This is a genomic window from Methylorubrum populi, assembly GCA_036946625.1.
GTDB classification, from domain to species: domain Bacteria; phylum Pseudomonadota; class Alphaproteobacteria; order Rhizobiales; family Beijerinckiaceae; genus Methylobacterium; species Methylobacterium populi_C.
In genome coordinates, this window is sequence record JAQIIU010000003.1 from 619902 (window position 1) to 644117 (window position 24216).

21 protein-coding genes are annotated in these 24216 nt (G+C 71.0%); 13 read left to right on the top strand and 8 right to left on the bottom strand.

What is annotated here, in order from left to right:
- Positions 1 to 319: 319 nt before the first annotated feature.
- From PGN25_14280 to PGN25_14290, 3 genes are all read right to left on the bottom strand, one after another.
- On the bottom strand, positions 320 to 1540 hold the full coding sequence (locus tag PGN25_14280) for an IS91 family transposase (GenBank protein MEH3118716.1): 1221 nt from the start codon (positions 1538 to 1540) through the stop codon (positions 320 to 322).
- A 4-nt stretch (positions 1541 to 1544) separates the two neighbouring features.
- Complete coding sequence (locus tag PGN25_14285; protein ID MEH3118717.1) at positions 1545 to 2453, bottom strand: tyrosine-type recombinase/integrase; 909 nt, start codon at positions 2451 to 2453, stop codon at positions 1545 to 1547.
- A 286-nt stretch (positions 2454 to 2739) separates the two neighbouring features.
- Complete coding sequence (locus PGN25_14290) at positions 2740 to 3366, bottom strand: 2-hydroxychromene-2-carboxylate isomerase (GenBank protein MEH3118718.1); 627 nt, start codon at positions 3364 to 3366, stop codon at positions 2740 to 2742.
- 173 nt (positions 3367 to 3539) lie between these two features.
- Between PGN25_14290 and PGN25_14295 the strand changes: the two genes are divergently transcribed.
- Entirely contained in the window at positions 3540 to 4781 is a 1242-nt protein-coding gene (locus PGN25_14295) for an argininosuccinate synthase (GenBank protein MEH3118719.1), read from the top strand.
- Positions 4782 to 5263: 482 nt separating this feature from the next.
- On the opposite strand, the gene PGN25_14300 is transcribed toward PGN25_14295, so the two are convergent.
- Both PGN25_14300 and gph read right to left on the bottom strand, forming a co-directional pair.
- Positions 5264 to 5923, bottom strand: a complete 660-nt coding sequence (locus PGN25_14300; protein ID MEH3118720.1) for a hypothetical protein — start codon at positions 5921 to 5923, stop codon at positions 5264 to 5266.
- A gap of 290 nt (positions 5924 to 6213) precedes the next feature.
- Positions 6214 to 6915, bottom strand: coding sequence for a phosphoglycolate phosphatase (gene gph, locus PGN25_14305; GenBank protein ID MEH3118721.1), 702 nt, complete (start codon positions 6913 to 6915; stop codon positions 6214 to 6216).
- A 204-nt stretch (positions 6916 to 7119) separates the two neighbouring features.
- Here gph and PGN25_14310 point away from each other — a divergent pair, with 204 nt between their 5' ends.
- The 5 genes from PGN25_14310 to gorA all read left to right on the top strand — a co-directional run bounded on the left by PGN25_14310 (position 7120) and on the right by gorA (position 12040).
- Positions 7120 to 7617 carry a hypothetical protein gene (locus tag PGN25_14310; protein ID MEH3118722.1) on the top strand — a complete coding sequence of 166 codons (498 nt, stop codon included), beginning with the start codon at positions 7120 to 7122 and terminating at the stop codon, positions 7615 to 7617.
- A 451-nt stretch (positions 7618 to 8068) separates the two neighbouring features.
- Complete coding sequence (rpiA, locus tag PGN25_14315) at positions 8069 to 8779, top strand: ribose-5-phosphate isomerase RpiA (GenBank protein MEH3118723.1); 711 nt, start codon at positions 8069 to 8071, stop codon at positions 8777 to 8779.
- 42 nt (positions 8780 to 8821) lie between these two features.
- The gene (locus tag PGN25_14320; protein ID MEH3118724.1) at positions 8822 to 9418 is read left to right on the top strand and encodes a DUF2059 domain-containing protein; all 597 of its coding nucleotides are present in this window, start codon (positions 8822 to 8824) and stop codon (positions 9416 to 9418) included.
- A gap of 71 nt (positions 9419 to 9489) precedes the next feature.
- Positions 9490 to 10629 (top strand): O-antigen ligase family protein, encoded by a 1140-nt coding sequence (locus PGN25_14325; GenBank protein MEH3118725.1) that lies wholly within the window; start codon positions 9490 to 9492, stop codon positions 10627 to 10629.
- A 10-nt stretch (positions 10630 to 10639) separates the two neighbouring features.
- A complete protein-coding gene (gorA, locus tag PGN25_14330) occupies positions 10640 to 12040 on the top strand; it encodes a glutathione-disulfide reductase (protein ID MEH3118726.1) in 1401 nt (466 codons plus the stop codon).
- 100 nt (positions 12041 to 12140) lie between these two features.
- Here gorA and PGN25_14335 read toward each other — a convergent pair whose 3' ends face one another.
- Positions 12141 to 12923 carry a YfdX family protein gene (locus tag PGN25_14335; GenBank protein ID MEH3118727.1) on the bottom strand — a complete coding sequence of 261 codons (783 nt, stop codon included), beginning with the start codon at positions 12921 to 12923 and terminating at the stop codon, positions 12141 to 12143.
- A 310-nt stretch (positions 12924 to 13233) separates the two neighbouring features.
- Positions 13234 to 14643 carry a C4-dicarboxylate ABC transporter substrate-binding protein gene (locus PGN25_14340; GenBank protein ID MEH3118728.1) on the bottom strand — a complete coding sequence of 470 codons (1410 nt, stop codon included), beginning with the start codon at positions 14641 to 14643 and terminating at the stop codon, positions 13234 to 13236.
- 95 nt (positions 14644 to 14738) lie between these two features.
- On the opposite strand from PGN25_14340, the gene PGN25_14345 reads away from it, so the two are divergent.
- The 5 genes from PGN25_14345 to PGN25_14365 all read left to right on the top strand — a co-directional run bounded on the left by PGN25_14345 (position 14739) and on the right by PGN25_14365 (position 20132).
- Positions 14739 to 15341, top strand: a complete 603-nt coding sequence (locus PGN25_14345) for a RecX family transcriptional regulator (GenBank protein MEH3118729.1) — start codon at positions 14739 to 14741, stop codon at positions 15339 to 15341.
- Between the two features lie 195 nt (positions 15342 to 15536).
- Positions 15537 to 15968, top strand: a complete 432-nt coding sequence (locus tag PGN25_14350; protein MEH3118730.1) for an OsmC family protein — start codon at positions 15537 to 15539, stop codon at positions 15966 to 15968.
- 220 nt (positions 15969 to 16188) lie between these two features.
- Positions 16189 to 17400, top strand: a complete 1212-nt coding sequence (locus PGN25_14355; GenBank protein MEH3118731.1) for a putative DNA modification/repair radical SAM protein — start codon at positions 16189 to 16191, stop codon at positions 17398 to 17400.
- Positions 17400 to 18866 (top strand): UdgX family uracil-DNA binding protein, encoded by a 1467-nt coding sequence (locus PGN25_14360; protein ID MEH3118732.1) that lies wholly within the window; start codon positions 17400 to 17402, stop codon positions 18864 to 18866. The genes PGN25_14355 and PGN25_14360 overlap by 1 nt, the downstream gene beginning before the upstream one ends.
- A gap of 612 nt (positions 18867 to 19478) precedes the next feature.
- Positions 19479 to 20132, top strand: a complete 654-nt coding sequence (locus PGN25_14365; GenBank protein ID MEH3118733.1) for a transposase — start codon at positions 19479 to 19481, stop codon at positions 20130 to 20132.
- A gap of 65 nt (positions 20133 to 20197) precedes the next feature.
- On the opposite strand, the gene PGN25_14370 is transcribed toward PGN25_14365, so the two are convergent.
- Positions 20198 to 20593, bottom strand: a complete 396-nt coding sequence (locus tag PGN25_14370; GenBank protein MEH3118734.1) for a hypothetical protein — start codon at positions 20591 to 20593, stop codon at positions 20198 to 20200.
- Between the two features lie 362 nt (positions 20594 to 20955).
- Here PGN25_14370 and recO point away from each other — a divergent pair, with 362 nt between their 5' ends.
- On the top strand, positions 20956 to 21699 hold the full coding sequence (recO, locus tag PGN25_14375) for a DNA repair protein RecO (GenBank protein ID MEH3118735.1): 744 nt from the start codon (positions 20956 to 20958) through the stop codon (positions 21697 to 21699).
- Positions 21700 to 21853: 154 nt separating this feature from the next.
- A complete protein-coding gene (gene parC / locus PGN25_14380) occupies positions 21854 to 24100 on the top strand; it encodes a DNA topoisomerase IV subunit A (GenBank protein ID MEH3118736.1) in 2247 nt (748 codons plus the stop codon).
- Positions 24101 to 24216 lie beyond the last annotated feature (116 nt).

Sequence of the window (24216 nt, forward strand, 5' to 3'; positions counted from 1 at the left end):
AGTCGATCAATTTCCGCTCCCCTGAAGAGTTTCGGTCGCCGTGAGGCGTACGAAAGTCGTGGATGAACGAACCCGCGGGATGGCGGGCGGGCCTATGGGGATTTGGGCCGGGCGTCGCCCCCAGTGGCGGAGCGACGGCGGGCAAACCTCGCCGGTTGTGTGGCTGAGAGGTCTCGGACTGGCGGGCCCCCAGGGCCTGGCGATGCGCACCGGGGTTCGACGACCGCGTTTGTGAGGCTCATCCTGGCGGTCGGCCCGTGCGAAGGCGTGCCCCGGAGCGCAGCTCTGCGGGTCTTTGGTGACGTCAGGCCATGCCGGGTCATGGCGTCCACGCCCGGTTCGGTGGGGAGCGGAACGGCGGTCCACGGGGCCGATGCCACCTCGCAAAGGCTCCGACGATCGTCATGGGACCGCCGCAGCAGGGGCAAGGCGGCCGGGCTTGGCCGGGGCCGTCTGGCGGATCGGGTGCGTCGGCGGTGGGCCGAGGCGGGGCCGGGACGCCGAGGATGGTGCGGATGTGCGCTAGAACCGCCTTCCGGTTCGAGCCTGTGAGGAAGCCGTAGTGCCGGATGCGGTGGAAGCCGCGCGGCAGGACGTGAAGCAGGAAGCGCCGGATGAACTCCGCGGCCGACAGGGTCATGACCCGTGCCCGTCCGGCTTCGTCGCGCCGGTAGTCCTTGACGCGGAAGCTGACGCTCGCCCCATCGAAGGCGAGGAGGCGTCGGCTGGAGATGGCGACGCGGTGGGTGTAGCGCGCCAGATAGGCGAGGACGGCCTTCGGTCCGGCAAAGGGCGGCTTGGCGTAGACCACCCAGCGCTTCCGGCGCACCGGGGCGAGCGCACGGGCGAAGGCCCTGGGATCCGAGAGTGGGGCCAGGGGGCCGAAGAAGGCGAGCGCCCCGGCCGCGTGGAGGGCGGCGAGCCCTTCGAGGAACAGGCGGCGGAACAGCAGGCCCAGCACCCGCACCGGCAGGAGGAAGCCGGGGCGCGCGGCGATCCAGCGGGTCCCGTCCGGGGAGAGGCCGCCGCCGGGGACGATCATGTGGACATGGGGATGGTGGGTCATGGCCGAACCCCAGGTGTGGAGCACGGTGGTGAGGCCGATGCGGGCCCCGAGGTGCTTCGGGTCGGCGGCGATCCGCATCATGGTGGTGCTCGCCGCCCGGAACAGCAGGTCGTAGACGGCGGCCTTGTTCTGGAAGGCGATGGCGGCGATCTCGGCCGGCAGGGTGAAGACGACGTGGAAGTAGCCGACCGGCAGGAGGTCGGCCTCGCGCGCGGCGAGCCAGTCGCGGGCGGCCGCGCCCTGGCACCGGGGGCAATGCCGGTTGCGACAGGAGTTGTAGGCGACGCGCAGGTGGCCGCACGCGTCGCAGCCCTCGACGTGGCCGCCGAGGCTGGCGGTGCGGCAGCGCTCGATCGCCGCCATCACCTTCAGCGTATCCAGGCTCAGATGCCCGGCCTGCTCGGCGCGATAGGCCGGACCGGCGGCGCGGAAGACGTCGGCCAGCTCGATGGTGGCGGCCGTCGCGGCGGGCATCGTCTCAGCCCGGCGCGGGCCCCTGTCTATGGAACAGGGCGAGCCTGTCGAGCGGGCTCGTCACGGCCCGCACCGTCCGGGTGGCGCCCTTGGCGTAGAGGGCGGTGGTGTCGAGCCGGCTGTGCCCGAGCAGGACCTGGATGACGCGGATGTCGACGCCGTCCTCCAGGAGATGGGTGGCGAAGGAGTGGCGCAGGGTATGGGGACCGACGCGCTTGGAGATCCCGGCCGCGCGCGCCGTCTCGACGACGACGCGGTGAAGCTGGCGTGTGCTGATCGGCCGTGCCCAGTCCTGCCCGGGGAACAGCCAGCCCTGACGCTGCAGGACACCCTGCCGGTGGCCCTCGCTCCACCAGCGCCGCAGCAGGTCCAGGAGATCGGCCGACAGCATGGCATTGCGGTCGCGGCCGCCCTTGCCGCGTTCGATCCGCAGGATCATGCGGGTCGAGTCGATATCGCCGATCCTGAGTGCGGCGACCTCGGCCACGCGCAGGCCCGCGCCGTAGGCGAGCGACAGGGCGGCGAGATGCTTCAGGCAGACCGTGGCATCGAGCAGACGCCCGACCTCGTCGGCGCTCAGCACATCGGGCAGGGTGCGCGGCTGGTTGAGGCGGACCAGCCTGCGGGCGAGATCGGGGCGGTTGAGCGTGTGGACGAAGAAGAAGCGCAGGGCGGAGACGATGGCGTTCATCGTCGGCACGCCGAGGCCGACCTCCTGTTGAGCGATCTGGAAGCGGCGCAGGTCGTCGCCGGTCGCGGTATCGGGCGATCGCCGCAGGAAGGCAGCCAGCCGCCCGACGTCGCGGATGTAGTTGCGCTGCGTCGCCCGGGAGAACCGGCGCAGGGTCATATCGTCGATCAGGCGCTGACGCAGCGAGCCGCCGGCAGCGGCGGGAACGGCAAGGACGGTCATGGGATGGCTCCGCTCGAAGGAAGGGAGCCGGGATCGTCCGCCCGAGCTGGGCGCCCCTCAATCGGCGCAGGGCGTTCGGGTCAATCCGCCGACCTCGAAGCTGCCACCCATCCCGCGCGAGCGGGTTCGTTCATCCACCCTAAGCCGCCGGTTAGGCCAGTACAGTTTGGGCGCACTTAAACCGAACCGATGGATCCCGGCTTGAACGTCCGGTTTCGGCCGCAGCGCGGAAGCCCGCTTCCCACCCCTTTTTTGAGCCCTCCCGATGAGCGCCGGATTCCGCTCCCTACCGCACCCCCTCCGGCCGGTCCCCGGCGGCCCAGGCGAGGGCCTGTTCCAGGCGGTCGTTGCCCCAGAACAGCTCCCCGTCCTCGGTGAGGAAGCTCGGCGCGCCGTAGATGCCGCGGGAGCGCGCCTCCTCGCCGGCGACCTTGAGGCGGCCCTTGCTGGCCTCGGACGAGGCCGCCTTCAGGATCTGGGTGCCGTCGAGTCCGAGCCCGTCGAGGATGCGTCCCACCGCCGCCGGCTCGGCGATCGAGCCGCCTCTCGAAAAACTCGTGGCGAACACCGCCCGGGTGAACGGCACCAGCCAGTCGTGATCGGCGCCGTAGACGGCGACGCGGGCGGCGCTCAGGGAATTCTGCGGGAACGGGTTCGGGCGCGTGACCGGCGGCAGCCCGAGCCGGGCGGCCTCGCGGTCGAGATCGCGCCACATGTTGCGGCCCTTGACCGGGTAGAGGGTGAAGGGCGAGTTGGTCCACCCCTGCGCCGCGAAGATCGGCCCGAGCAGGAAAGGGCGCCAGCGCAACGACACGCCGGCCGCCTCCGCCAGCGCCTCGATCCGCATCGCGGAGAGGTAGGAATAGGTCGAGGCGAAGTCGTACCAGAATTCCAGGGTCGGCCGCCGCGGCATTCGTCGGTTCTCCGGTCGTCGCGCCCGTCCTGCCGGTGACCCTACCGCCTTCGATGGCGCGCGCCGGAGCAGGACGGCTCGGAGACGGGGCAACGGGCATGCCACCCCGCCGGTTGCGCGCCGCGCGCCTCCGCTGTTAATCCGCCTCGACCCTGTTGCCCGAGCCCGCCATCATGTCCGACGCCTCCCCGAACAAATCCGTCAAGAAGGTCGTGCTGGCCTATTCCGGCGGCCTCGACACCTCGATCATCCTGAAGTGGCTCCAGACCACCTACGGCTGCGAGGTGGTGACGTTCACCGCCGATCTCGGCCAGGGAGAGGAACTGGAACCGGCCCGCAGGAAGGCGGAGCTGCTCGGCATCAAGCCGGAGAACATCTTCATCGAGGATCTGCGCGAGGAATTCGTGCGCGACTACGTGTTCCCGATGTTCCGCGCCAACGCCGTCTACGAGGGCGTCTATCTGCTCGGCACCTCGATCGCCCGGCCGCTCATCGCCAGGAAGCAGATCGAGATCGCGGAAGCGGTCGGGGCGGACGCCGTCTGTCACGGCGCCACCGGCAAGGGCAACGATCAGGTCCGGTTCGAACTCGGCTACTACGCGCTCAAGCCCGACGTGACGGTGATCGCCCCCTGGCGCGAATGGGACCTGCGCTCGCGCGAGCAACTGATCGCGTTCGCCGAACGGAACCAGATCCCGATCGCCAAGGACAAGCGCGGCGAGAGCCCGTTCTCGGTCGACGCCAACCTCCTGCACGCCTCCTCCGAGGGCAAGGTGCTGGAGGATCCGGCTACGGAAGTGCCGGATTACGTCTACTCGCGCACGCTCTCCCCCGAGGAGGCGCCGGACCGGCCGACCGTGATCGCCATCGGCTTCGAGCGGGGGGACGCCGTCTCGATCGACGGCGAACGCCTCTCGCCCGCGACCCTGCTGGCGAAGCTGAACGAACTGGGACGGGCCAACGGCATCGGCCGGCTCGATCTGGTCGAGAACCGCTTCGTCGGCATGAAGAGCCGCGGCATGTACGAGACGCCCGGCGGCACCATCCTGCTGCCGGCCCACCGCGCCATCGAATCGATCACGCTCGACCGCGGCGCGGCGCATCTCAAGGATCAGTTGATGCCGCAATACGCGGAGCTGATCTACAACGGCTTCTGGTTCTCGCCGGAGCGGGAGATGCTCCAGGCGCTGATCGACAGGAGCCAGGAGAAGGTGACCGGCACCGTGCGGCTCAAGCTCTACAAGGGCGGCGTCCACGTCATCGGCCGGGAGAGCCCGCACTCGCTCTACGACCAGGATCTCGTCACCTTCGAGGAGGGCGCCGTCGCCTACGACCACCGCGACGCGGCGGGCTTCATCAAGCTCAACGCGCTCCGGCTGCGGACGCTGGCGCAGCGGAAGAAGCGCGAGGGGTGAGACGGCTTCCGGTTGCTGACTTCGGCCTCTCCTGCGTCATCGCGAGGCGAAGCCGTGGCGATCCAGGGCGCGCCCTGTCCGGACCTGTCGCGCCCTGGATCGCTTCGCGGCCGCTCGCGAGGACGGAGGGGGGCCAAACCCGAAGCGATCGATCGGAAACGGTATGAGACGGCTTCCGACGGTTCAGGCCCTGGGGTCCGGTTTCGCCGGATCGCAGGCGCCCGGTGATCGGACGCCGATGGCGACTCGTCCGTGAGCCTCGCGCCGCTGGATGGCTTCGGCTCCGCCTCGCGATGACGCGGAGGGCGTTCCACACCGTCCTTGCGAGCCGTCAGGCGAAGCCATCCAGGACCGCGACGCAAGACGGACGAGGCGTTCCAGGGGGGCGACACCATTCACCGGCCGTATCGGCCGAAGCCGCGCAATGATTTCATCCGACCGCGATCGATGGGCCGCCGCTTCATCGACGCGGCGGAAGCGGATCATGCCGCTTCCCAGCCGCCCGCGCCCTGCCGGAACGGTCCCGGCCCGAGGTCGCCGTAGCGCAGAAAGATCTGCATGACCGGCTGCATCTCGCGGTGCAGGCGCTCCAGGCGGCTCTCCTGCGCATCCGACATCACGGCACGGCCGTCGGCGTCCTTCGCAGGCGGCTCGCCGAGATGGACCGCCATCTCCACCGTGTACCACGTCATGTCGCCGTAGGGCCGCTTCGGATCGACGCTCGGCACGTCGTACTCGTCGTCCCATTCGAGGCTCAGATGCGGCAGCAGCCGCAGATGCGCGTCGGTCACTTCGAAGGTGATGTGCTCGGGCGTCTCGCCGGTGGCCGCGTCGCGGAACACGTCGAAGACGTCGGCCGAATCGAGCTTGGCCAGCGGGTTGTGGTACTGGTAGCGGCCGGGCTTGAGCACCGCGTTCCGCAGGAACGCGGCGAGGGCGTCGCCCATCGCCCGGTGTTCCTCGTCCGCGCCCTCGTCGTCGCCGGTGACGTTGAAGATGTCGCCGTCGCGGTCGGTGCTGCCGTAGGGCGCGTCGGGGTGGATCATCGGCGCGCCGGACTCGGCGCCGTTCCAGGCCACCACCATCCGCCGGATCAGCGCGATGCGCTCCAGCGTCAGGTCGAAGGTGTCCGTCTCGCTCATGTCGCCGGTCTGCCTCTCGCGCCGCCCGGAAGCCGGATGTCCCGGGTTCCACGCTCAGTGGCGCGGCGCGCGGCTTCGCGCAAGCGGTGCGAGAGCTCAGGCCAGGGCAATCGCTTCAAGCGATTGCCCTGGGTTTTTTGCAAGCCTCAGACGCCGGCGCCCGCGTCCGCGGGCTCAGGCTTTCGCTCCGCTTGATGCTTTTCAGGACATCCGTCCTGAAAAGCCCGCTCCGCGCGGCGCTCTTCGCGCCGCGAAGCCGCTCATGCGGCTTCGAGCGATGGCCCTGGAACTCAGGCCGCCGGCTTCACCGCCTCGCGGGCGACGAGGGCGGCGACCGCCTCGGGCAGGGCGTCGAAGTGGTCGATGACCCAATCGGGCCCGAGGTCGCGCATCGGCACCGGGGTGTAGCCGAAGGTGACGCCGACGACCGGGATGCCGGCGGCCCTGGCCGCGGCGACGTCGGCCTTCGAATCACCCACCATCACCGCGCGGGCGGGATCGCCCCCGGCGCGCTCGACGGTCGCGGTGATGTGGCGCGGGTCGGGCTTCGAGAAGGCGAAGGTCTCCTTGCCGACGATCGTTGCGAAGCGGCCGGCGATGCCGAGGGCCTCCAGCAGCGCCACGGCGTGGGACTCGACCTTGTTGGTGCAGACCGCGAGGCGAAAACCCTCCGCCTCGAGCCGGTCGAGGGCGCCGACCACCCCGGGGAAGAGATGGGAATTGTCGGTGAGGTGGGCGCCGTAATGGGCGAGGAAATCCTGGAACAGCGTCTCCAGCCGCTCCGGCGTCAGGGGGGCGCCGGCGACCGCGAAGCCGCGCTGGATCAGGGCGCGGGCGCCGGCACCCAAGAGGTCGCGGGCCTGTTCCGGGGGCAGCGGCGCGTGACCCTCGCGGGCGAGGATGACGTTGAGGGTGCCGATCAGGTCGCCCGCGGTCTCGGCGAGGGTGCCGTCGAGATCGAACACGACGAGGGGGGGGCTGTGGGCGGTCATCGGCGTCCCGGCTGGTTCCATCGTCAAGCTGGCTAGCGGTCGTGTCCCGCACGATCAACCCTGGCGGTTGACGCGCGGTTAGCGCAGGCCGCCGGTGTTGCTTCCCGGCCCAAGCTCCGCCACGGAGCGGGTGCTTGATCGCCGCCTCGCCGATTCGACGCCGCCCCGCCCCCTCCGTTCCGCAAGAAGACGAAATCCGCAGCCATGCGCCTCACCCCGAGCCCGTCCCTCGCGCGCCTGTCCACCCTTGCGGCCGTCGCCGCGCTCGCCGGCCTGCCGCAGGCCGCCCGCGCCGCCGGCCCCTACGAGTTCGTGGCGGCGCCCGCGGTCGACCTGAACCGGATCTACCGGATCGACCGCTCCACCGGCGAAGTCACCTCGTGCCAGTACGGCCTGCGCGACGACAGCGTCGGCGTCACCCTGTGCTTCGCGGCCGGGGAGGGGGCCGGGCCGCAGGCGCCGGGCGAGTACGGTCTGATCGCCTCGCGCCATGCCCGCGAATCCGGGATCTACCGGGTCAATTACCGCACCGGTGAGACCAGCGCCTGCTACGTCCAGATCCGCCAGGAACTGGTGGTCTGCACCGAGCAGGCCGGCCCGCCTCCGGCCGGCACCGCGAGCGGGGCGGGCGCGGCCGCGACCGGCCCGGCCCCCGGCCGTGCCGGCCCGAGCGCCACGCCGCCGCAGGGGACGCGGCCCTGAGCCGAAGAGCGGCAAGTCCGGTGTCCGGCCGTGCCGATCCGCCCGTCCGCGCCTCCGTCGTCATTCCGGGGCGCTGATTAAGCGAACCCGGAACCCATGATACGACTCCGGTCGATGCGTTCGGCCTGTGTGTCCTTGCGAGGCGAAGCCGTGGCCATCCAGGGCGCGCCCTTTCCGGACCTGTCGCGCCCTGGATCGCTTCGCGGCCGCTCGCGATGACGGAGGGGGGCCAAACCCGAAGCGATCGATCGGAAACGGTATGATCGGGCGAGGCCGGACTACCATCGGCATCGCGGCTGGATTCCGGAGCCGTGAACCCGCGTTCGGAACCCTAACCACCACGCGTCCGGCTTTTGCCGCGGCCGGCAGGCGTGCTAGGGCCTGCCCTCCCCGATACCGCCAGATCCGACGGTCCGATGCAGCCGATGAACCCGCTTCCCGAGGTCGTTTCGTGAGCGCGCCGGATCTGAAACGGGCGGCGGCGGCGCGCGCCGTCACCCTGGTCGAGGACGGGATGCGCCTCGGCATCGGCACGGGCAGCACCGCGGCGGCCCTCATCGTGCTGCTGGGCGAGCGGGTGCGCGCCGGGCTCGACGTCGTCGGGGTGCCGACCTCGGAGGCGACCCGCATCGCCTGCGAGCGCGAGGGCATCCGCCTCGCGACCCTGGAGGAACTGCCCGAACTCGATCTCACCATCGACGGCGCCGACGAGGTCGACGGCAGCCTGCGCCTGATCAAGGGCGGGGGCGCCGCCCTGCTGCGCGAAAAGATCGTCGCGGTGGCGAGCCGCCGCATGGTGGTGATCGCCGACGCGTGCAAGCGGGTCGAGACGCTGGGCGCCTTCCCGCTGCCGGTCGAGGTCAACCTGTTCGGCCTCGGCGCGACGACCCGCGCCGTCGAGGCGGCGGTGGCGCGGGCTGCTTGCGCGGGCGAGGTCGTGCGCCGGGTCGACGGCGCCGGCCGGCCCGTCCTCACCGATGGCGGCCACGCCCTCCTCGACCTGCGCCTCGGCCGCATCCCCGATCCGGAGGAGCTGTCCGCCCGGCTCTGGGCGGTGCCCGGCGTGGTCGAGCACGGCCTGTTCCTCGGTATCGCCGACGCGGCCATCCTCGCCGAGGACGCGGGCGGCGCGGCCGTGGTCAGCGTCCTCGGAAACCTCTGATTTCCTCGTCCCGGTCTCCCATTCTTCCGGAGCTTCTCCCGCATGTTCCCCCGTCTCGCCGCCCTGGGCGGTCCCGTTCTCGCGGCCCTGCTGGCGCAGGCCGCCCTGGCCCCTGCGGCGCTGGCGCAGCAGCCGGGCGCCAAGCCTCCGGCCGCCTCCTCGAAGCCGACCGCGAAGCCCGGCTCGGCGCCGCCCCAGGCCCCGGCGCCCGAGCCCGAGCCGAGCCCGTCCCACCTCGCGCTGGCGCGCGAGGTGATGCTGAGTTCCGGCATCGCCCGCTCGTTCGACGCGATCATCCCGACCATGGCCGAGCAGATCCGCAAGAACGCGGTGACGCGACCCGATCTCGCCAAGGATCTCGACGAGGTGCTGAAGAGCCTCGCGCCCGAGATGGACATGCAGAAGCAGCGGCTGATCACCATCGCCGCGCGGATCTACGCCAAGCGCCTCAGCGAGGATGAGCTGAAGGACATCGTCGCCTTCTTCCGCTCGTCCGCGGGCAAGCGTTACGTCGAGACCCAGCCGCAGATCCTCGACGACATGGTCGGCGCCATGCAGGACTGGACCCAGGAGGTCTCGGAATACATCATGGTCCGCACCCGCGCCGAGATGGGCAAGCGCGGCCACCAGCTCCAGTGATCGCCGGCCCCGCCGCGGCGGCGCGTCTCCACGCCGCCGGCACGCTCGCGCTGGCGCTGGTCGCCCCGGCGATGGCGCTCGCCAACCGGTCGAGCCCGCTCGTCGTCGGCCTCGCCGCGCTGCTGTTCCTCGCCGGTGCCGTCGCCGAGCGCGGCGAGCGCACCGTCGACCTGCTCGCCCCCCTGCGCGGCCCGCTCGGCCTCGCCGCGCTGGCCTTCCTCGGCTGGTGCGCCGTCTCGCTGGCCTGGAGCCCGTTTCCCGGCCTGTGGGCCCGGGTGCTGACGGAGTTCCTGCCGACGCTGACCGCCGCCGCGATCCTCGCCCGGCTCGGCCCCTCCCGGCTGCCGCCGTGGGGTTTGCCGCTCGCCGCCTGTCTGCTCGCGCTCGCCTGCCTCTCCATCGCGGGGAGCCTCGCCCTCGGCCTCGCGCCGCAGGTCTGGCTCGGGCAGCGCGCGGCCCTGTTCATGTTCAACCGGCCGCTGCTGACGGTGCTGCTGCTGGCCGGGCCGCTCGCCGCCTTCCTCGCCCTGCGCGGGCAGGGAATCGCCGCCCTGGCCCTGCTGGCGGTCGCCGCCCTCGCGATCCTGCGCTCGATCAGCGGCGCGGCGGCGCTCGGGCTTCTCGCCGGTGGGCTGATGTTCGGTGTGGGGCGGTTCGCGCCGAAACCCGTCGCGCTCGGCCTCGCCGCATCCACCGTCGCGCTCGCCTTCGCCCTGGCGCCGGTCGAGGGCGATGTCCTCCACCGCTTCATGCCGGAGGCGGCGCACGAGCGGCTGGTCCAGAGCTCGTCGCGGGCGCGGGTCGTCATCGCCCGGAGTTTTGGCGCGGCGGTACGCCAAGCGCCCTGGATCGGCTCGGGCTTCGGCATGGCGGCGCGCTTCCCCGAAGTGCCGGCGGCGGCCGCGCTGGAGCCGGAGAGGCGGGCGATGCTGGCCGTCGGCCACCCGCACAACAGCTTCCTCCAGATCTGGGCCGAACTCGGCCTCGTCGGCGCCGTCCTGGCGGCCCTCGTCGCGTTCCTGGCCCTGAGAGCGGCGGCAGCCCTGCCGCGGCTCCTGTTCGCCACCGCCCTCGGCCTCCTCGGGGCGGCGGTGGCGGTGATGTTCGTCGAGCACGGCGCGTGGCAGGGGTGGTGGACGGCGGGCTGCGGGGCCGCCATCACATGGCTGCGGGCGGCGGCCTACGCCCGGCCCGCGCACGAGAGTGCATGAACGAGGGCGCATGAGCGAGACCGAGATGAGCCAGTCCTTCGACGTCGACCTGTTCGTGATCGGCGGCGGTTCGGGCGGGGTGCGGGCGGCCCGCATCGCCGCCGGCCACGGCGCGCGGGTGATGCTGGCGGAAGAAGACCGCGTCGGCGGCACCTGCGTGATCCGCGGCTGCGTGCCGAAGAAGCTGATGGTCTATGCCGGCCGCTTCACCGACGCGTTCGAGGACGCCGCCGGCTTCGGCTGGCGCCTGGAGCCGCCCTCCTTCGACTGGACCGCCCTGAAGCGCGCCCGCGACGCCGAGGTGGCGCGGCTGGAGGGCATCTACGGGCGCAACCTCGCGAGCGCCGGCGTCGCGGTGGTGGCCGACCGAGCGGTGATCGAGGATGCGCACACGGTGCGCCTCGTCGACGCCGACCGGCGCGTGAGCGCGCGGGTCATCCTGATCGCGACCGGCGCGACGCCGGTGCGCGAGCCGGTCATCCCCGGCGCGGAACTCGCCATCGACTCGAACGGCGTGTTCGAACTGGAGCGCCGGCCCGAGCGCATCCTCGTCGTCGGCGGCGGCTACATCGCCGTCGAGTTCGCCGGCGTCTTCGCCGGCCTCGGCTCGAAGACGACGCTGCTGCACCGGGGCAAGAGCCTGCTGCGCGGCTTCGACCCGGAGATCGCGACCGCGCTCGGCGAGGCTTACGCCCAGCGGATGGACCTGCGCCTGGAGCGTACCGTCGAGCGCCTGGAGCGCGACGGCGATGCGATCCGCGCGACCTTGGGCGACGGCCAAGACCTCACCGTCGACTGCGTGCTGATGGCCACCGGCCGGCGCCCGAACGTCGCGGGTCTCGGCCTGGAAAAGGTCGGCATCGGGCTCGACGTGCGCGGCGCGATCCCCGTCGAGGCGGATTCGCGCACCCGCGTGCCCTCGATCTACGCGATCGGCGACGTGAACGGCCGCGCGGCGCTGACCCCCGTCGCGATCCGCGAGGGCCACGCCTTCGCCGACACGGTGTTCGGCGGCAAACCCTGGTGCGTCGATCACCGCCTGATCGCCACCGCCGTGTTCTCGACGCCGGAGATCGGCGTGATCGGCCACAACGAGGACGTGGCGCGGCGCTGCTACGAGGCGATCGACGTCTACAAGGCGAGCTTCCGCCCGATGAAGGCGACGCTCTCGGGCCGCGACGAGCGGGTGCTGATGAAGCTCTTGGTCGACCGCGCCAGCGACCGGGTGGTCGGCGTCCACGTGATGGGGCCGGATGCCGGCGAGATCATCCAGGCGGTCGGCATCGCCGTCACCATGGGTGCGACCAAGGCCGATTTCGACCGCACCATCGCCGTGCATCCGACGCTCGGCGAGGAACTGGTGACGATGCGCACGCCGTTCGTGGTCAAGCATCCGGTCGGGGTGGGGTAGGACAACCGGCCCGAGGGCGCCTCTCTCGAGACGCCCCCTCGAACGCAGCAGCGCCGCATCGCTCGGCGGGTTTCGATCGGTCGCTTACTTCGCGGGTCGCTTACTTCGCAGTCTTGGCCTCGTGCGACGAGCCTGCATTTTGTGCGTTCGTCTTCGCATCCGTCGCGTGAGCCGCCTTTTGCGGGAGACCGACCGCGTCGATCACGTCGAAGCGCATCCGATCCTCCGCGGTTTTCAGCAGCGCGTTCGCCTCGTAGTACTTGCCCTGCTCGATCAGCGCTGCGGCCTGATCGATATCCGTCGCGGTCTTGTCGAGCGGCAAGACCGCCATGATGAAGTTGACATCGACGTCGGCAAGCTTGAGTTTTTCCAGCGCGGCCTTCTTGTCTCCCTTCATGAGGCTCTTGTTCGCGTCCGTCACCGCGGAGGCCTTGGCTGGCGTCGCCTGGAAATCCTCGCCGAGCGTCAGTTGCGCATCGACCGGGAGCCAGGCGATCTGCTCCGATGAGGGAATCTTCTTGTCGGGCGTTTTGTCCGTCGCTTTGGCCGAAGCCGACAGGTCGGCCGGTGTCTTGAGGTCGGCCTCCGCCTTGTTGAACACGGCGTCGTCCGTCTTCGCCTTCGCCAGCGCCGCCTTGGCTTTGCCGATGAAGTCCTTCGCCTGGGCGGGGGCGGCATCGAAGATGGCGACGCGGGCGAGGTGCATGTCGCGGAACGCCTGAGCGCCGTCCTTCGAGAGCTTGCCGACATCCTTGTCGACGGCCTTCTGGGCCGGTGTCTCCTTCGTGACCGCCGGCGGCGTTGCCTGCTCGGCAGCGAGGGCCGCACCACCCAGAACAGTCGTCGCCAAGAGGGCGACAGCAAGGGATCTCCGGTAGGACATGGCAAGTCCAATCTTGGTTTGGTTGCTTTCATTTGTTTGTGTCGAGTGTCGTCGCTCGACTTATATTAAAGTCCTGCCGGAAAACCCCGTTGCCGAAGTAAAGGATTAAAATATGTTAATGTTCTCTCCGCCTGAGGGATCGGTTGAAGGCGCCCGTCGTCATCGAATCCGACCGAGGCCACGGAGAGTGCCGGTCGGCTCCGTGCCTTCACGAGGCATCGGTGACGGATCCGAAATCGTCGCCGAACGGAGCTTCGAAGTCGCCGTCGCAACCCTTCTGCCGCACCGTCTCGTCTGCCGGATGAGGCCGCTACTCCGCCGCCGGCAGGCTCAGCGACAGCAGCCGCGCGGTGCGCGTCCGCCCGCCGTTTCCCGGCTCACCCCCCGGCTCGAAGGCCCGGCGGCCGTCGTCCAGGGCGCCGTTGACCGCGTCGATGGCGAGGATCAGGGCGCTGATCATCCGCGAGTCGATGCTGCGCTCGCGGGCCTGCCTCACCACGTCGGCGATGAGCGCGTCGGTCTCGTGGGTCAGCGTTTCGAGGGCGGCGGCCGACTGTGCCGTGCGGGCCTCCGCCAGGATGTCGAGCAGCCGGTCGAGGATCACGTCGATGCGCTCGCGCCGCTTGCGGGCGAGCCGCTGGCCGAGCCACGCCACGCCCGAGCCCAGCGTGCCGCCGAAGAAGGCGAACAGGTAGATCCAGTCCTCGTAGCGGTCGAGGAAGGTCTGCTGCTCGCGCTCGAAGTAGTCGACCGCGCCGGGGTGGTTGGGGAGCTGGGCGCTCGTGGCGGTGACGGTGGTGTCGTAGTCCGGCGGCTTCATCTGGTGGGCGATCGGCGCGGCGGCGGCGAGCCGCGAGCGCCATTCGAACAGGTGCTGCACGACCGAAGCGACGGCCACGCGGCTCACCGCGCCGCGGGCCATCAGGCGATAGGAGACGCCCACGGTCTCGACATCCTCCTCCGGCCGCTTCGGCCGCCCGCCGAAGGTGCCCGCGGACAGGGTGACCGCCTGGAGCGCCGGCATGCGCTGCACGATCGCCTTGCCGTCCGGCACGCTGACGAGGGTGACCTTGCGTTCCGGCGAGGCCGCCTCGACCGCGCGCAGCATGCCCTGCGCCGGCTTGGCGGTGGGGGAGGCGATGATCGCCACCGCGTCGACCCGCTTCGCCTCCAGGGCCTGGGCGACTTCGGTGGCCTTCAGCGGCACGAGGCCGACATGCCCCGCCGCGAGCGGCTGGGTGCCCAGGGCGTCGTCCTCGGAGGCCGCCTTGAAGTCGTAGAAGTCGAGCAGGCTCGTCAGCACCGGCAGGTCGGCGACGTGGCGCGTCACCACGCCGAGGCGCCGGGTCGAGAGATCGGAGAAGCTCTCGATCTCGGCGGCCTCGGGCGCGGCGACGATCAGCGCCTCGTCGTGGAGGATCGCCAGCGTCAGGCCGTTGTCCGGCAGCTTCACGTCGGGCCGCACCACGGCGAGATCCGCCTTGCCCTGCTCCAGCGCGGCGGCGCTGTCGCGCACGTCGTCGAACGGCACGACCCGCAGGCGCACGTCTTCGCGGTTGCGGCTCAGCGCCCGGGCGTAGGTCTCGATCAGGGCGGCCTCCGCGCCGTCGCGGGGGCCCACCGCCACGGTCAGCAGGGCGGGGCGGGAGAAATAGACGACGAGGCCGGCGACGGCCGCGAACCCGAGGGCCAGCAGCACGAACAGCCATTCGCGTCTCATGAGGATGGCCGCCATGCGGCGGCGGAGCCCTCGAAATCGCGTGCGATCCATCCAAGATTCATGAATCGAAAACCTGTCCGGATCGTGAAGAACGGATGATGGCCCGCACCGGTTCACCCGAACGCCAAGCAAGGCCCGAGCCGCCGGTCACCGCGGCGTGGCTCGAACGCGTGGCCCTGCACTACCTCGATCGCTACGGCGCCTCGACCGAGATGCTGCGCCGGGTGCTGGCGCGCCGGGTCGAGCGCCGCTGCCGCGCCCGCGAGGAGGACCCGGCGACGCACGCGAACGTGATCGACGAGGTCGTCGCCCGCTCGCGGCGCGCCGGTCTGGTGGACGATGCGCGCTTCGCCGCCGCCCGCCTGCGGGGCCTGAGGAGGCGCGGAACCTCGACCCGGCAGGCGCAGGTGCGGCTCGCCGCCAAGGGGATCGACGCCGGCACGATCGCCGAGGCGCTTGCCGAGGAGCGCGACGCGTCCGCCGTCCCCGGGGAGGGCGGGGCCGATACCGAGGAGCGGGCGGCCCAGGCCTATGCCCGCCGCCGCCGCCTCGGCCCCTACCGCCGCCCCGGGACCCGCGAGGCCCACCGCGACCGGGATCTCGCCGCCATGGCACGGGCCGGCTTCTCCTACGGGCTCGCCAGGGCCGTGATCGGCGGCGAGGGCGACGCGGAGGCGCTGACGGCCGACGAAGATTGAGGGTTCGAGCCCCTCGACTTGCGCGGTCCTCGCTCCACCTCGCCTGCGACGCGGAGCGGCATCCGCTCCGGATCCTTCGGCGATCGCCGGCGGATCCGAATTTCTGTTGTGACGCGCTCTGTTCGCGCCGAACCGGTGATCACTCCCGGTGACCACTTCGGCGAAAGAGCGCTCGAGACGACGAGGACGACAGGCATGACCGACCGCCACGCGAGCGCCCACTGGGAGGGCGACGGCAAGACCGGCAAGGGCAGGATCACGACGCAGTCCGGCGTGCTCTCGGACAACCCCTACGGCTTCAACACCCGTTTCGAGGACGAGCCGGGGACCAATCCGGAGGAGCTGATCGCCGCGGCCCATGCCGGCTGCTTCACCATGGCGCTGGCCTTCCAGCTCCAGTCCGCCGGCCTGAAGGCGACCTCCCTCGACACCAAGGCGGTGGTCACGCTCGTTCAGGACGGCGACGGCTTCAAGGTCACCCAGTCGGCCCTCACCCTGAAGGCGGTGATCCCCGGCATCGACCAGGCGAAGTTCGACGAGCTCGCCGGCAAGGCCGAGAAGGGCTGTCCGATCTCGAAGCTGCTGAACGCCGAGATCACCCTCGACAAGACGCTCGCCCAGGGCTGACGCCGACCGCATGGCTTCGGCGGAGGCCGGCTTGCGGCCGTCATTGCGAGCGCAAGCGAAGCAATCCAGACGGCGCGCCCTGTCCGGAGAGGGCGGCGCACTGGATTGCTTCGGCTTCGCCTCGCAATGACGGAGAGGGGCCATCCGGTCCGCCGCATTTCCGGTGCGCAGGCCAACGCGTCGCATTGATCCGGGCGCGGGCGTGTTCATCTTCCGTTCGATGGACGAGACCCTCGCGCGCAAGCTGCGCATCCTCGCGGATGCGGCCAAATACGATGCCTCCTGTGCCTCCTCCGGCGCGCCCAGGCGCAAGGCCGGCGCGGACGGGCTCGGCTCGACCACGGGCGCCGGCATCTGCCACGCCTACACGCCGGACGGGCGCTGCGTCTCCCTGCTCAAGATCCTGCTGACCAATTACTGCCTGTTCGACTGCGCCTACTGCGTCAACCGGCGCTCCTCGAACGTCGCCCGCGCCCGCTTCTCGGTCGAGGAGGTCGTGACGCTCACGGTCGAGTTCTACAAGCGCAACTACATCGAGGGGCTGTTCCTCTCCTCGGGCATCATCCGCTCGCCCGACTACACCATGGAGACGCTGACCCGCGTCGCCAGGAAGCTCCGGCGCGAGCACGGATTCCGCGGCTATATTCACCTGAAGTCGATCCCCGCGGCGAGCCCCTGGCTGATCGAGGAGGCGGGGCTCTACGCCGACCGGCTCTCGGTCAACCTCGAACTGCCGACCGAGGCGAGCCTGATCCGCCTCGCGCCGGAGAAGGACGGCGCGGCGATCGAGGAGGCGATGGGCCAGATCGGCGAGCGCATCGTCCAGGCCAGGGAGGAGCGCCGCCGCTTCTCCCCGGCCGGGCAGTCGACGCAGGTGATCGTCGGGGCGGATGCCACCACCGACGAGGCGATGATCCGCAAGTCCGCGCTGCTCTACGGCACCTACGGGCTCAAGCGCGTCTATTACTCGGCCTTCAGCCCGATCCCCGACGCCTCGGCCGCCCTGCCGCCGCAGGCCCCGCCGCTCCGGCGCGAGCACCGGCTGTATCAGGCCGATTGGCTGATCCGGTACTACGAGTTCTCCCCCGACGACGTGGCCGGCGCCGCCGAGGGCGGCATGCTCGCCCTCGACATCGACCCCAAGCTCGCCTGGGCGCTGAAGAACCGCCACCGCTTCCCCGTGGACGTCAACCGCGCCGACCGGGAGATGCTGCTGCGGGTGCCGGGACTCGGGGCGCGGGCGGTCGACGCGATCGTCAAGGCGCGCCGCCACGGACGCCTGCGCCTCGACGACGTGGCCCGTCTGACCTCGGGGCTGAAGCGCGCCCGGCCGTTCCTGATCGCCGAGGATTTCAGGCCGACGACGCTGACCGACCGGCTGGACCTGCGGGCGAAGCTCGCCGAGCCGGCCGAACAGTTGAGCCTGTTCTGATGGAAGAGGCGCCGCGCCCGCAAAACCCTCTCCCCTCTGCGGGAGAGGGGGGAGGGCTTCTGGGCCGTGGCATCCGCGCCGCCGGTCTCGCTCCCGGCGCGGATCTCGCCGGCTTCCGCGCCGCGGCCCGCCGTCTGATCGCCGCGGGCGTCTCTCCGGACGACATCGTCTGGCAGACGGAGGCCGCCAGCCTGTTCGCCGCCGCGCCCATCCCCGCGGACGGCTCGCCGCTGCATCTGCCCCGGGCGGTGGCCGACCTGATCCCGATGGTCGTGCCCCATCGCGATCCCGAGCGCTACGGTCTGCTCTATGCCCTGATCTGGCGGGTCAGCCGCGGGGAGCGGGCGCTGATGGAGGTGGCGAGCGACCCCCTCGTCCACCGCCTCCACCGGATGCGGAAGGCCATCGGGCGCGACCTGCACAAGATGCACGCCTTCCTGCGCTTCCGCCGGACGCCGGGGGAGGGCCCGGAGCGCTTCGTCGCGTGGTTCGAGCCCGACCACCACATCCTGGAGGCCGCCGCGCCGTTCTTCGTCGACCGTTTCCGCGCGCTGAACTGGTCGATCCTGACGCCGGAGGGGTCGGCCCATTGGGACGGCGCGCTTCGCTTCGGCCCGCCCGGCCGCCGCGAGGACGTGCCGGAGGGCGATCGCTTCGAGGCCGGCTGGCGCGACTACTACGAAAGCACCTTCAACCCGGCCCGGCTCAACCTCGACGCCATGCGCGCCGAGATGCCCCGCAAGTACTGGCGGAACATGCCGGAAACGGCGGCGATTCCCGCCCTGGTGCGGGCCGCGGGCGCCCGCGCCCGGGCGATGATCGAGAGGGAGCCGACCATGCCCGCCAAACGCGACCCCGTCCGCGCCGTCGCGCGGATGGCGCAGGACGAGCCGGAGACGCTCGAGGCCCTCAACGCGATCATCGCCCGCTCCGAGCCGCCGGTGCCCGGCGCCACGCAGGCGGTGCTCGGCGAGGGGCCGGTCGGCGCGCGGATCGCCTTCGTCGGCGAGCAGCCGGGCGATCAGGAGGATCGGCAGGGCCGTCCCTTCGTCGGCCCGGCCGGGCAGCTTCTCTCGCGGGCGCTCGAAGAGGCGGGGATCGACCGGCGCGAGGCCTACCTCACCAATGCGGTCAAGCACTTCAAATTCAGCTTGCGCGGCAGGCGCCGCATCCACGAGAAGCCGACGGCCGGCGAGGTGAGCCATGACCGCTGGTGGCTCGAGCGCGAACTCGGCTTCGTCGGCCCGAAGCTCGTCGTGGCGCTGGGCGCCACCGCCGTGCTGGCGCTGACCGGCAGGCAGATCCCGATCACCCGCGCCCGCGGCCCGGCCGATTTCCACAAGGCGTTCGAGGGGTTCGTCACGGTCCACCCCTCCTACCTGCTGCGCCTGCCCGACGAGGCGAGGGACGTCGCCTATCGGGCCTTCGTCGACGACCTGCGGCGGGCCCGCGCCATGGCCGCGTGAGGCGGACGAGGCCGCGTCCGACCTCGCGAATTCCGCACTGTCTGGAAACGACGCCCGCCGTCCCCGTCTTTCACGGATCGGAGGCCGGCCGACGGAAGGCCTCCGTCGTGCGCGGCACGGCTCCCGATTTCACGCGGCGGAGGTTTCATGTCCCGGGCAGCGACGGACGGCCGCCCGGTGAACGGCCGCCCGAACGTCTCGACCGGATCGGCCCCGATCCACGCCATCCGCTTCCTCCGTCGTCGTTCCGGAGCGCCGACAAGCGACCCCGGACCCGAAGGGGCGCGCCGGAGGCGTGCCATCCACGACGGGCCGCGACGCCCGGGCTTCGGCGACGCATCACGATTGGATTCCGGGTTCCGCTGCGCGGACCCGGCATTGTCTGTTGTCGTGCTGGTCAGGTGAGGGTGTTTCGCGCCCGCGGGATGCCTGGTCCGGGTGGCCACCCGGACCAGGCGCGGGACGCCGACCGTCCCGGAATGGGGCTGCAACGCCCGTCGTCATCCTGGTCGGCGTCCCGCTTCCCTTGCCACGCTTGATGAGTTGCCTGGCCCCCTCGGCTCGCGAGCCCGACGCCCGCAGACAATCGCAAGCCGCATCAGGATAGCCTCCATGCCGGAGCCCGTCACCACACCGATCCTCACCCCGCCCCCGACCCACTTCATCGGCTGCGACGTCGGAAAGCACGCCATCGTCGTCTTCGACAGCCGCGCGGGCAGCCCGCGCACCCTGGCCAACACGCCCGCGGCGCTCGCCGCCTTCGCCGCCCGCCTGGACGCCACCGGCCTCGTCGTCTGCGAAGCCACCGGCGGCTACGAGGACGCGCTGCTCGCCGCCCTGCTCGCCGCCGGCATCCCGGCCCACCGCGCCGACGCGCGCAAGGTCAAGGCGTTCATCCGCTCGTTCGGCACGCTGGGCAAGAGTGACGCGCTCGATGCCCGCGCGCTGGCGCGCTACGCTGGCGAGCGCCATGCCCGCCTCGTGCGCTGGCATGCCCCCGACCCGCAGCGCGAGCGCCTGCAGACCCTGGTGCTCACCCGCGCCGACCTCATCGCCCAGCGCACCGCCTGCACCAACCGGCTGGCCGCCCCCGGCGCCGAGCCGGGGCGCGCCGACCTCGAAGCCCTGCGCACCTGCCTCATCGCGCAGATCCAGGCTCTCGAGACGGCCATCACAGCCCTGATGCGACGCCTCATCGTCATCGCCAACGCATGTCGGCGCGACGCCTACCCCACCCCAGCAGACAACCAGCACAAACTGAGTTGATGACGACGGTGAGGACCGATCGGCAGCCTGAAGGCTTTCTGTGTGAACCCGAGTTCGCAGTCCGGTCAGGGGGTCGGCGAATCCAACTCCGAAAACGGCTCGCTGCGGTGCCCCTCGCACACGTCCTCCTCGTCGTGCAGGACGCTGAGCGCGCCCGCCTCCTCGCGTACGACCAGCTTCGGCCGCTCCGGCTTGCCGAAGGTGCGGCCCTTCATCCGGGTCGAGACGCAGGTGAGCCGGCGACCGCCGTCCTCGAACGGGCCGGCGATGCGGCTGTGCTCGAACCGCACCGGGATCAGCGAGACTGCGCCGAAGGCGACCTGTCGGCGGGCGAGCGCGGCGATCCGCTCGCGCACGGTGCCGGCAGGGGCGGTCGGAGCGGGTGGGGCAGCCGTCGTCGCGGTGCAGCCGCCCGCGGCGAGGACCACCGCCAGAATCACCCCGCCGTGCCGTGCCACCATCGCCGAATCTCCGCAACGCGGGGAAGCGTAGCCGTTTCAAGCAAGGCGGGAAACAAGGCCAGGGCTATCGCTCGAAGCCGCTTGAGCGGCTTCGCGACGCCAAGGGACACGACCAAGAGCGCCGCGCGGAGCGGGTTTGTCAGGACATTCGTCCTGACAAACATCGAGCGGAGCGAAAGCCCAAGGGGCCGAGATGTCCGCGGAGGCGGGCGCCGGCGACTGAGGCTGGCCAAGAAAACCCTGGACAAGAAAACCAGGGCCATCGCTTCAAGCGATGGCCCTGGAAACAAGGCTTTCGCCGCAACCCGATTTCGGGCGGCCGGGCAGTCCCGTTCCGGCGCGGGAACGACTATCTCCGTCTCATGCAGTGGATCGACGAAGGCCTCGTGCTCGGCCTGCGCAGGCACGGCGAGACCGGAGTCGTGCTCGAACTGATGACGCCGGAGCACGGGCGCCATCTCGGGCTCGTCCATGGCGGGCGCTCGCGGCGGATGCAGCCGATGCTCCAGCCCGGCAACACCCTGCGCGCCACGTGGAGGGCGCGGCTCGACGGAGCGCTCGGCTCCTATGCGGTCGAGCCCCTGAACCTCGGCGCCTCGCGGCTGATGGGTTCGGGGCTCGCGCTCTACGGCATCGGTCATCTCTCGGCGCTGCTGCGGCTCCTGCCCGAGCGCGATCCCCACCCGGCGCTCTACGCGGCGGCGCAGATCCTCGTCGGTCACCTCGACGATCCCGAGATCGCCCCCGCGCTGATGGTGCGGTTCGAACTGGCCCTGCTCGCCGGGCTCGGCTTCGGCCTCGACCTGTCGCATTGCGCGGCGACGGGGGCCAACGACGCCCTGGTCTACGTTTCTCCGAGGAGCGGGCGCGCGGTCAGCGCCTCGGCGGGCGAGCCTTTTCGCGATCGTCTGCTGCCCCTGCCCCCCTTCCTGCGCGACCGCGACCGGCCCGGCAGCGGCTGGCGCACGCCGGACGCCCACGCCGTTCGCGAGGGGTTTACCTTGACGGGCTATTTCCTCGATCAGCACGTCTGGCGTCCCCGTGCGCAGGACGCGCCGGAGGCGCGGGCACGATTCGTCGCACTCGGCACGGGCCATAGCCGATGATGTTCGTGTTATGTTCCAAACGGTTTTCATTCGTGCCGCGATCGGTCATGACCGTCCGCGATGCGCCCGGCGAGGAATCGCCGCCCCGCCCGTGCGGGGACGGACGCCGACGCGGGGTCGTCGTCCGGTCCGGATTGACGATGGGGAGTGAGTGATGGGCCAGCCCGTCCTGCCGCCGCCGAGCGACGGCATCGAGAGCGTCGAGCTGAAGACGGCGCTGGAAGAGCGCTACTACGCCTACGCGCTCTCCACGATCATGCAGCGCGCCCTGCCCGATGCCCGCGACGGCCTGAAGCCGGTGCACCGGCGCATCCTCTACGGCATGCGCCTGCTCCGGCTCGACCCCACGGCGGCCTTCAAGAAATGCGCGAAGATCGTCGGCGACGTGATGGGCGACTTCCACCCCCACGGCGACCAGGCGATCTACGACGCGCTGGTGCGCCTCAGCCAGGACTTCGCCCAGCGCTACCCGCTGGTCGACGGCCAGGGCAATTTCGGCAACATCGACGGCGACGGCCCGGCGGCCTACCGCTACACCGAGGCGCGGCTCACCGAGGTGGCCCGCCTGCTGCTCGACGGGATCGACGAGGACACGGTCGATTTCCGCCCCTCCTACAACGGCGAGAAGGAGGAGCCCGTCGTCCTGCCGGCGGCCTTCCCGAACCTTCTGGCCAACGGTTCGCAGGGCATCGCGGTCGGCATGGCGACCTCGATCCCGCCGCACAACGCCGCCGAACTCTGCGACGCGGCGCTCTACCTGATCCAGAACCGCGAGGCGACCTCCGAGCAGCTCTGCACCTTCGTGCAGGGACCGGACTTCCCCACCGGCGGCATCCTGATCGACTCGCCCGACGTGATCCGCGAGGCCTACCGCACCGGCCGCGGGGGGTTTCGCGTGCGCGCCCGCTGGGCCAGGGAGGAGCAGGGCCGCGGCACCTGGACCATCGTCGTCACCGAGATTCCCTACGGCGTGCCGAAGGCGCGGCTGATCGAGAAGCTCGCGGATCTCCTCCAGGAGAAGAAGCTGCCGCTTCTCGCCGACGTGCGCGACGAGTCGGCCGAGGACGTGCGCGTCGTGCTGGAACCGCGTTCCCGCTCGGTCGATCCGGTGATGCTGATGGAATCGCTGTTCCGGCTGTCCGAGCTGGAGGCGCGGGTTCCGCTCAATCTCAACGTGCTCGTCGGCGGCGTCGTGCCCCGGGTGATCGGGCTGGCCGAGTGCTTGCGCGAGTGGGTCGACCATCGCCGCGTCGTGCTCCGGCGCCGCTCCGGCTACCGCCTCGGCCAGATCGAGCGCCGCCTCGAAATCCTCGGCGGCCTGCTCATCGTCTATCTCGACCTCGACGAGGTGATCCGCATCATCCGCGAGGAGGACGAGCCGAAGGCGGCGCTGATGGCCCGGTTCGACCTCACCGAGGTCCAGGCCAACGCCATCCTCGACACCCGCCTGCGCTCACTCCGCAAGCTCGAAGAGATGGAGCTGAGGCGCGAGTTCGACGAACTCACGAAGGAGAAGGAGGGGATCGAGGCGCTGCTGGCTTCCGAGAAGCTGCAATGGGCCGACATCACCCGGCAGATCCGCGCGGTGAAGAAGACGTTCGGGCCCGAGACCAAGCTCGGCCGCCGCCGCACCACCCTCGAAAACCCGCCCGACACCGCCGGCATCGACTTCACCGCCGCCATGGTCGAGCGCGAGCCGATCACCGTCATCCTGTCCGAGAAGGGCTGGATCCGCGCGCTGAAGGGGCACGTCGCCGACCTGTCGGGCGTGACCTTCAAGGGCGACGACACCCTCAAGGTCGCTTTTCCGAGCGAGACGACGGCAAAAATCCTGCTGCTCGCCTCGAACGGCAAGGTCTTCACCCTCGAAGCGTCGAAGCTTCCGGGCGGGCGCGGCTTCGGCGATCCGGTGCGGCTGATGGTCGATCTCGACGACGGCACCGAGATCGTCGCGGCGCTGCCCTACCGGCCCGAGAGCAAGCTGCTGGTCGCCGGCTCGGACGGGCGCGGCTTCATCGCGCCCTCCGACGCGCTGGTCGCCAACACCCGCAAGGGCAAGGCGATCCTCGGCCTCGACGAGGGGACGCGCGCGGTGCTGCTGGCGCCGGCCGAGGGCGACCACGTCGCCGTCTGCTCGTCCGACAAGCTGATGCTGGTCTTCCCCGTCTCCGAGGTGACGGAACTCGGCCGCGGCAAGGGCGTGCGCCTGCAGCGCTGCCGCCAGAGCCGGCTCGCCGACGCCTGCGTCTTCATCCTGGCGGAGGGCCTGCCCTGGCGCGACGGGACCGGTCAGGCGAAGCTCGCTCAAGGCGCGATGCTGGAGAAGTGGATGGGCCACCGCGCCGAGGCCGGCACCCTGATGACCCGCAGCTTCCCGAAATTCGAGCGGTTCGGGAAATAGCCGGGTGTCGCGCTTCCGGATCGCTTCGCCTGATACGACATCCGGTTGATGGCTTCGGCCTCTCCTGCGTCATCGCGAGGCGAAGCCGTGGCGATCCAGGGCGCGCCCTTTCCGGA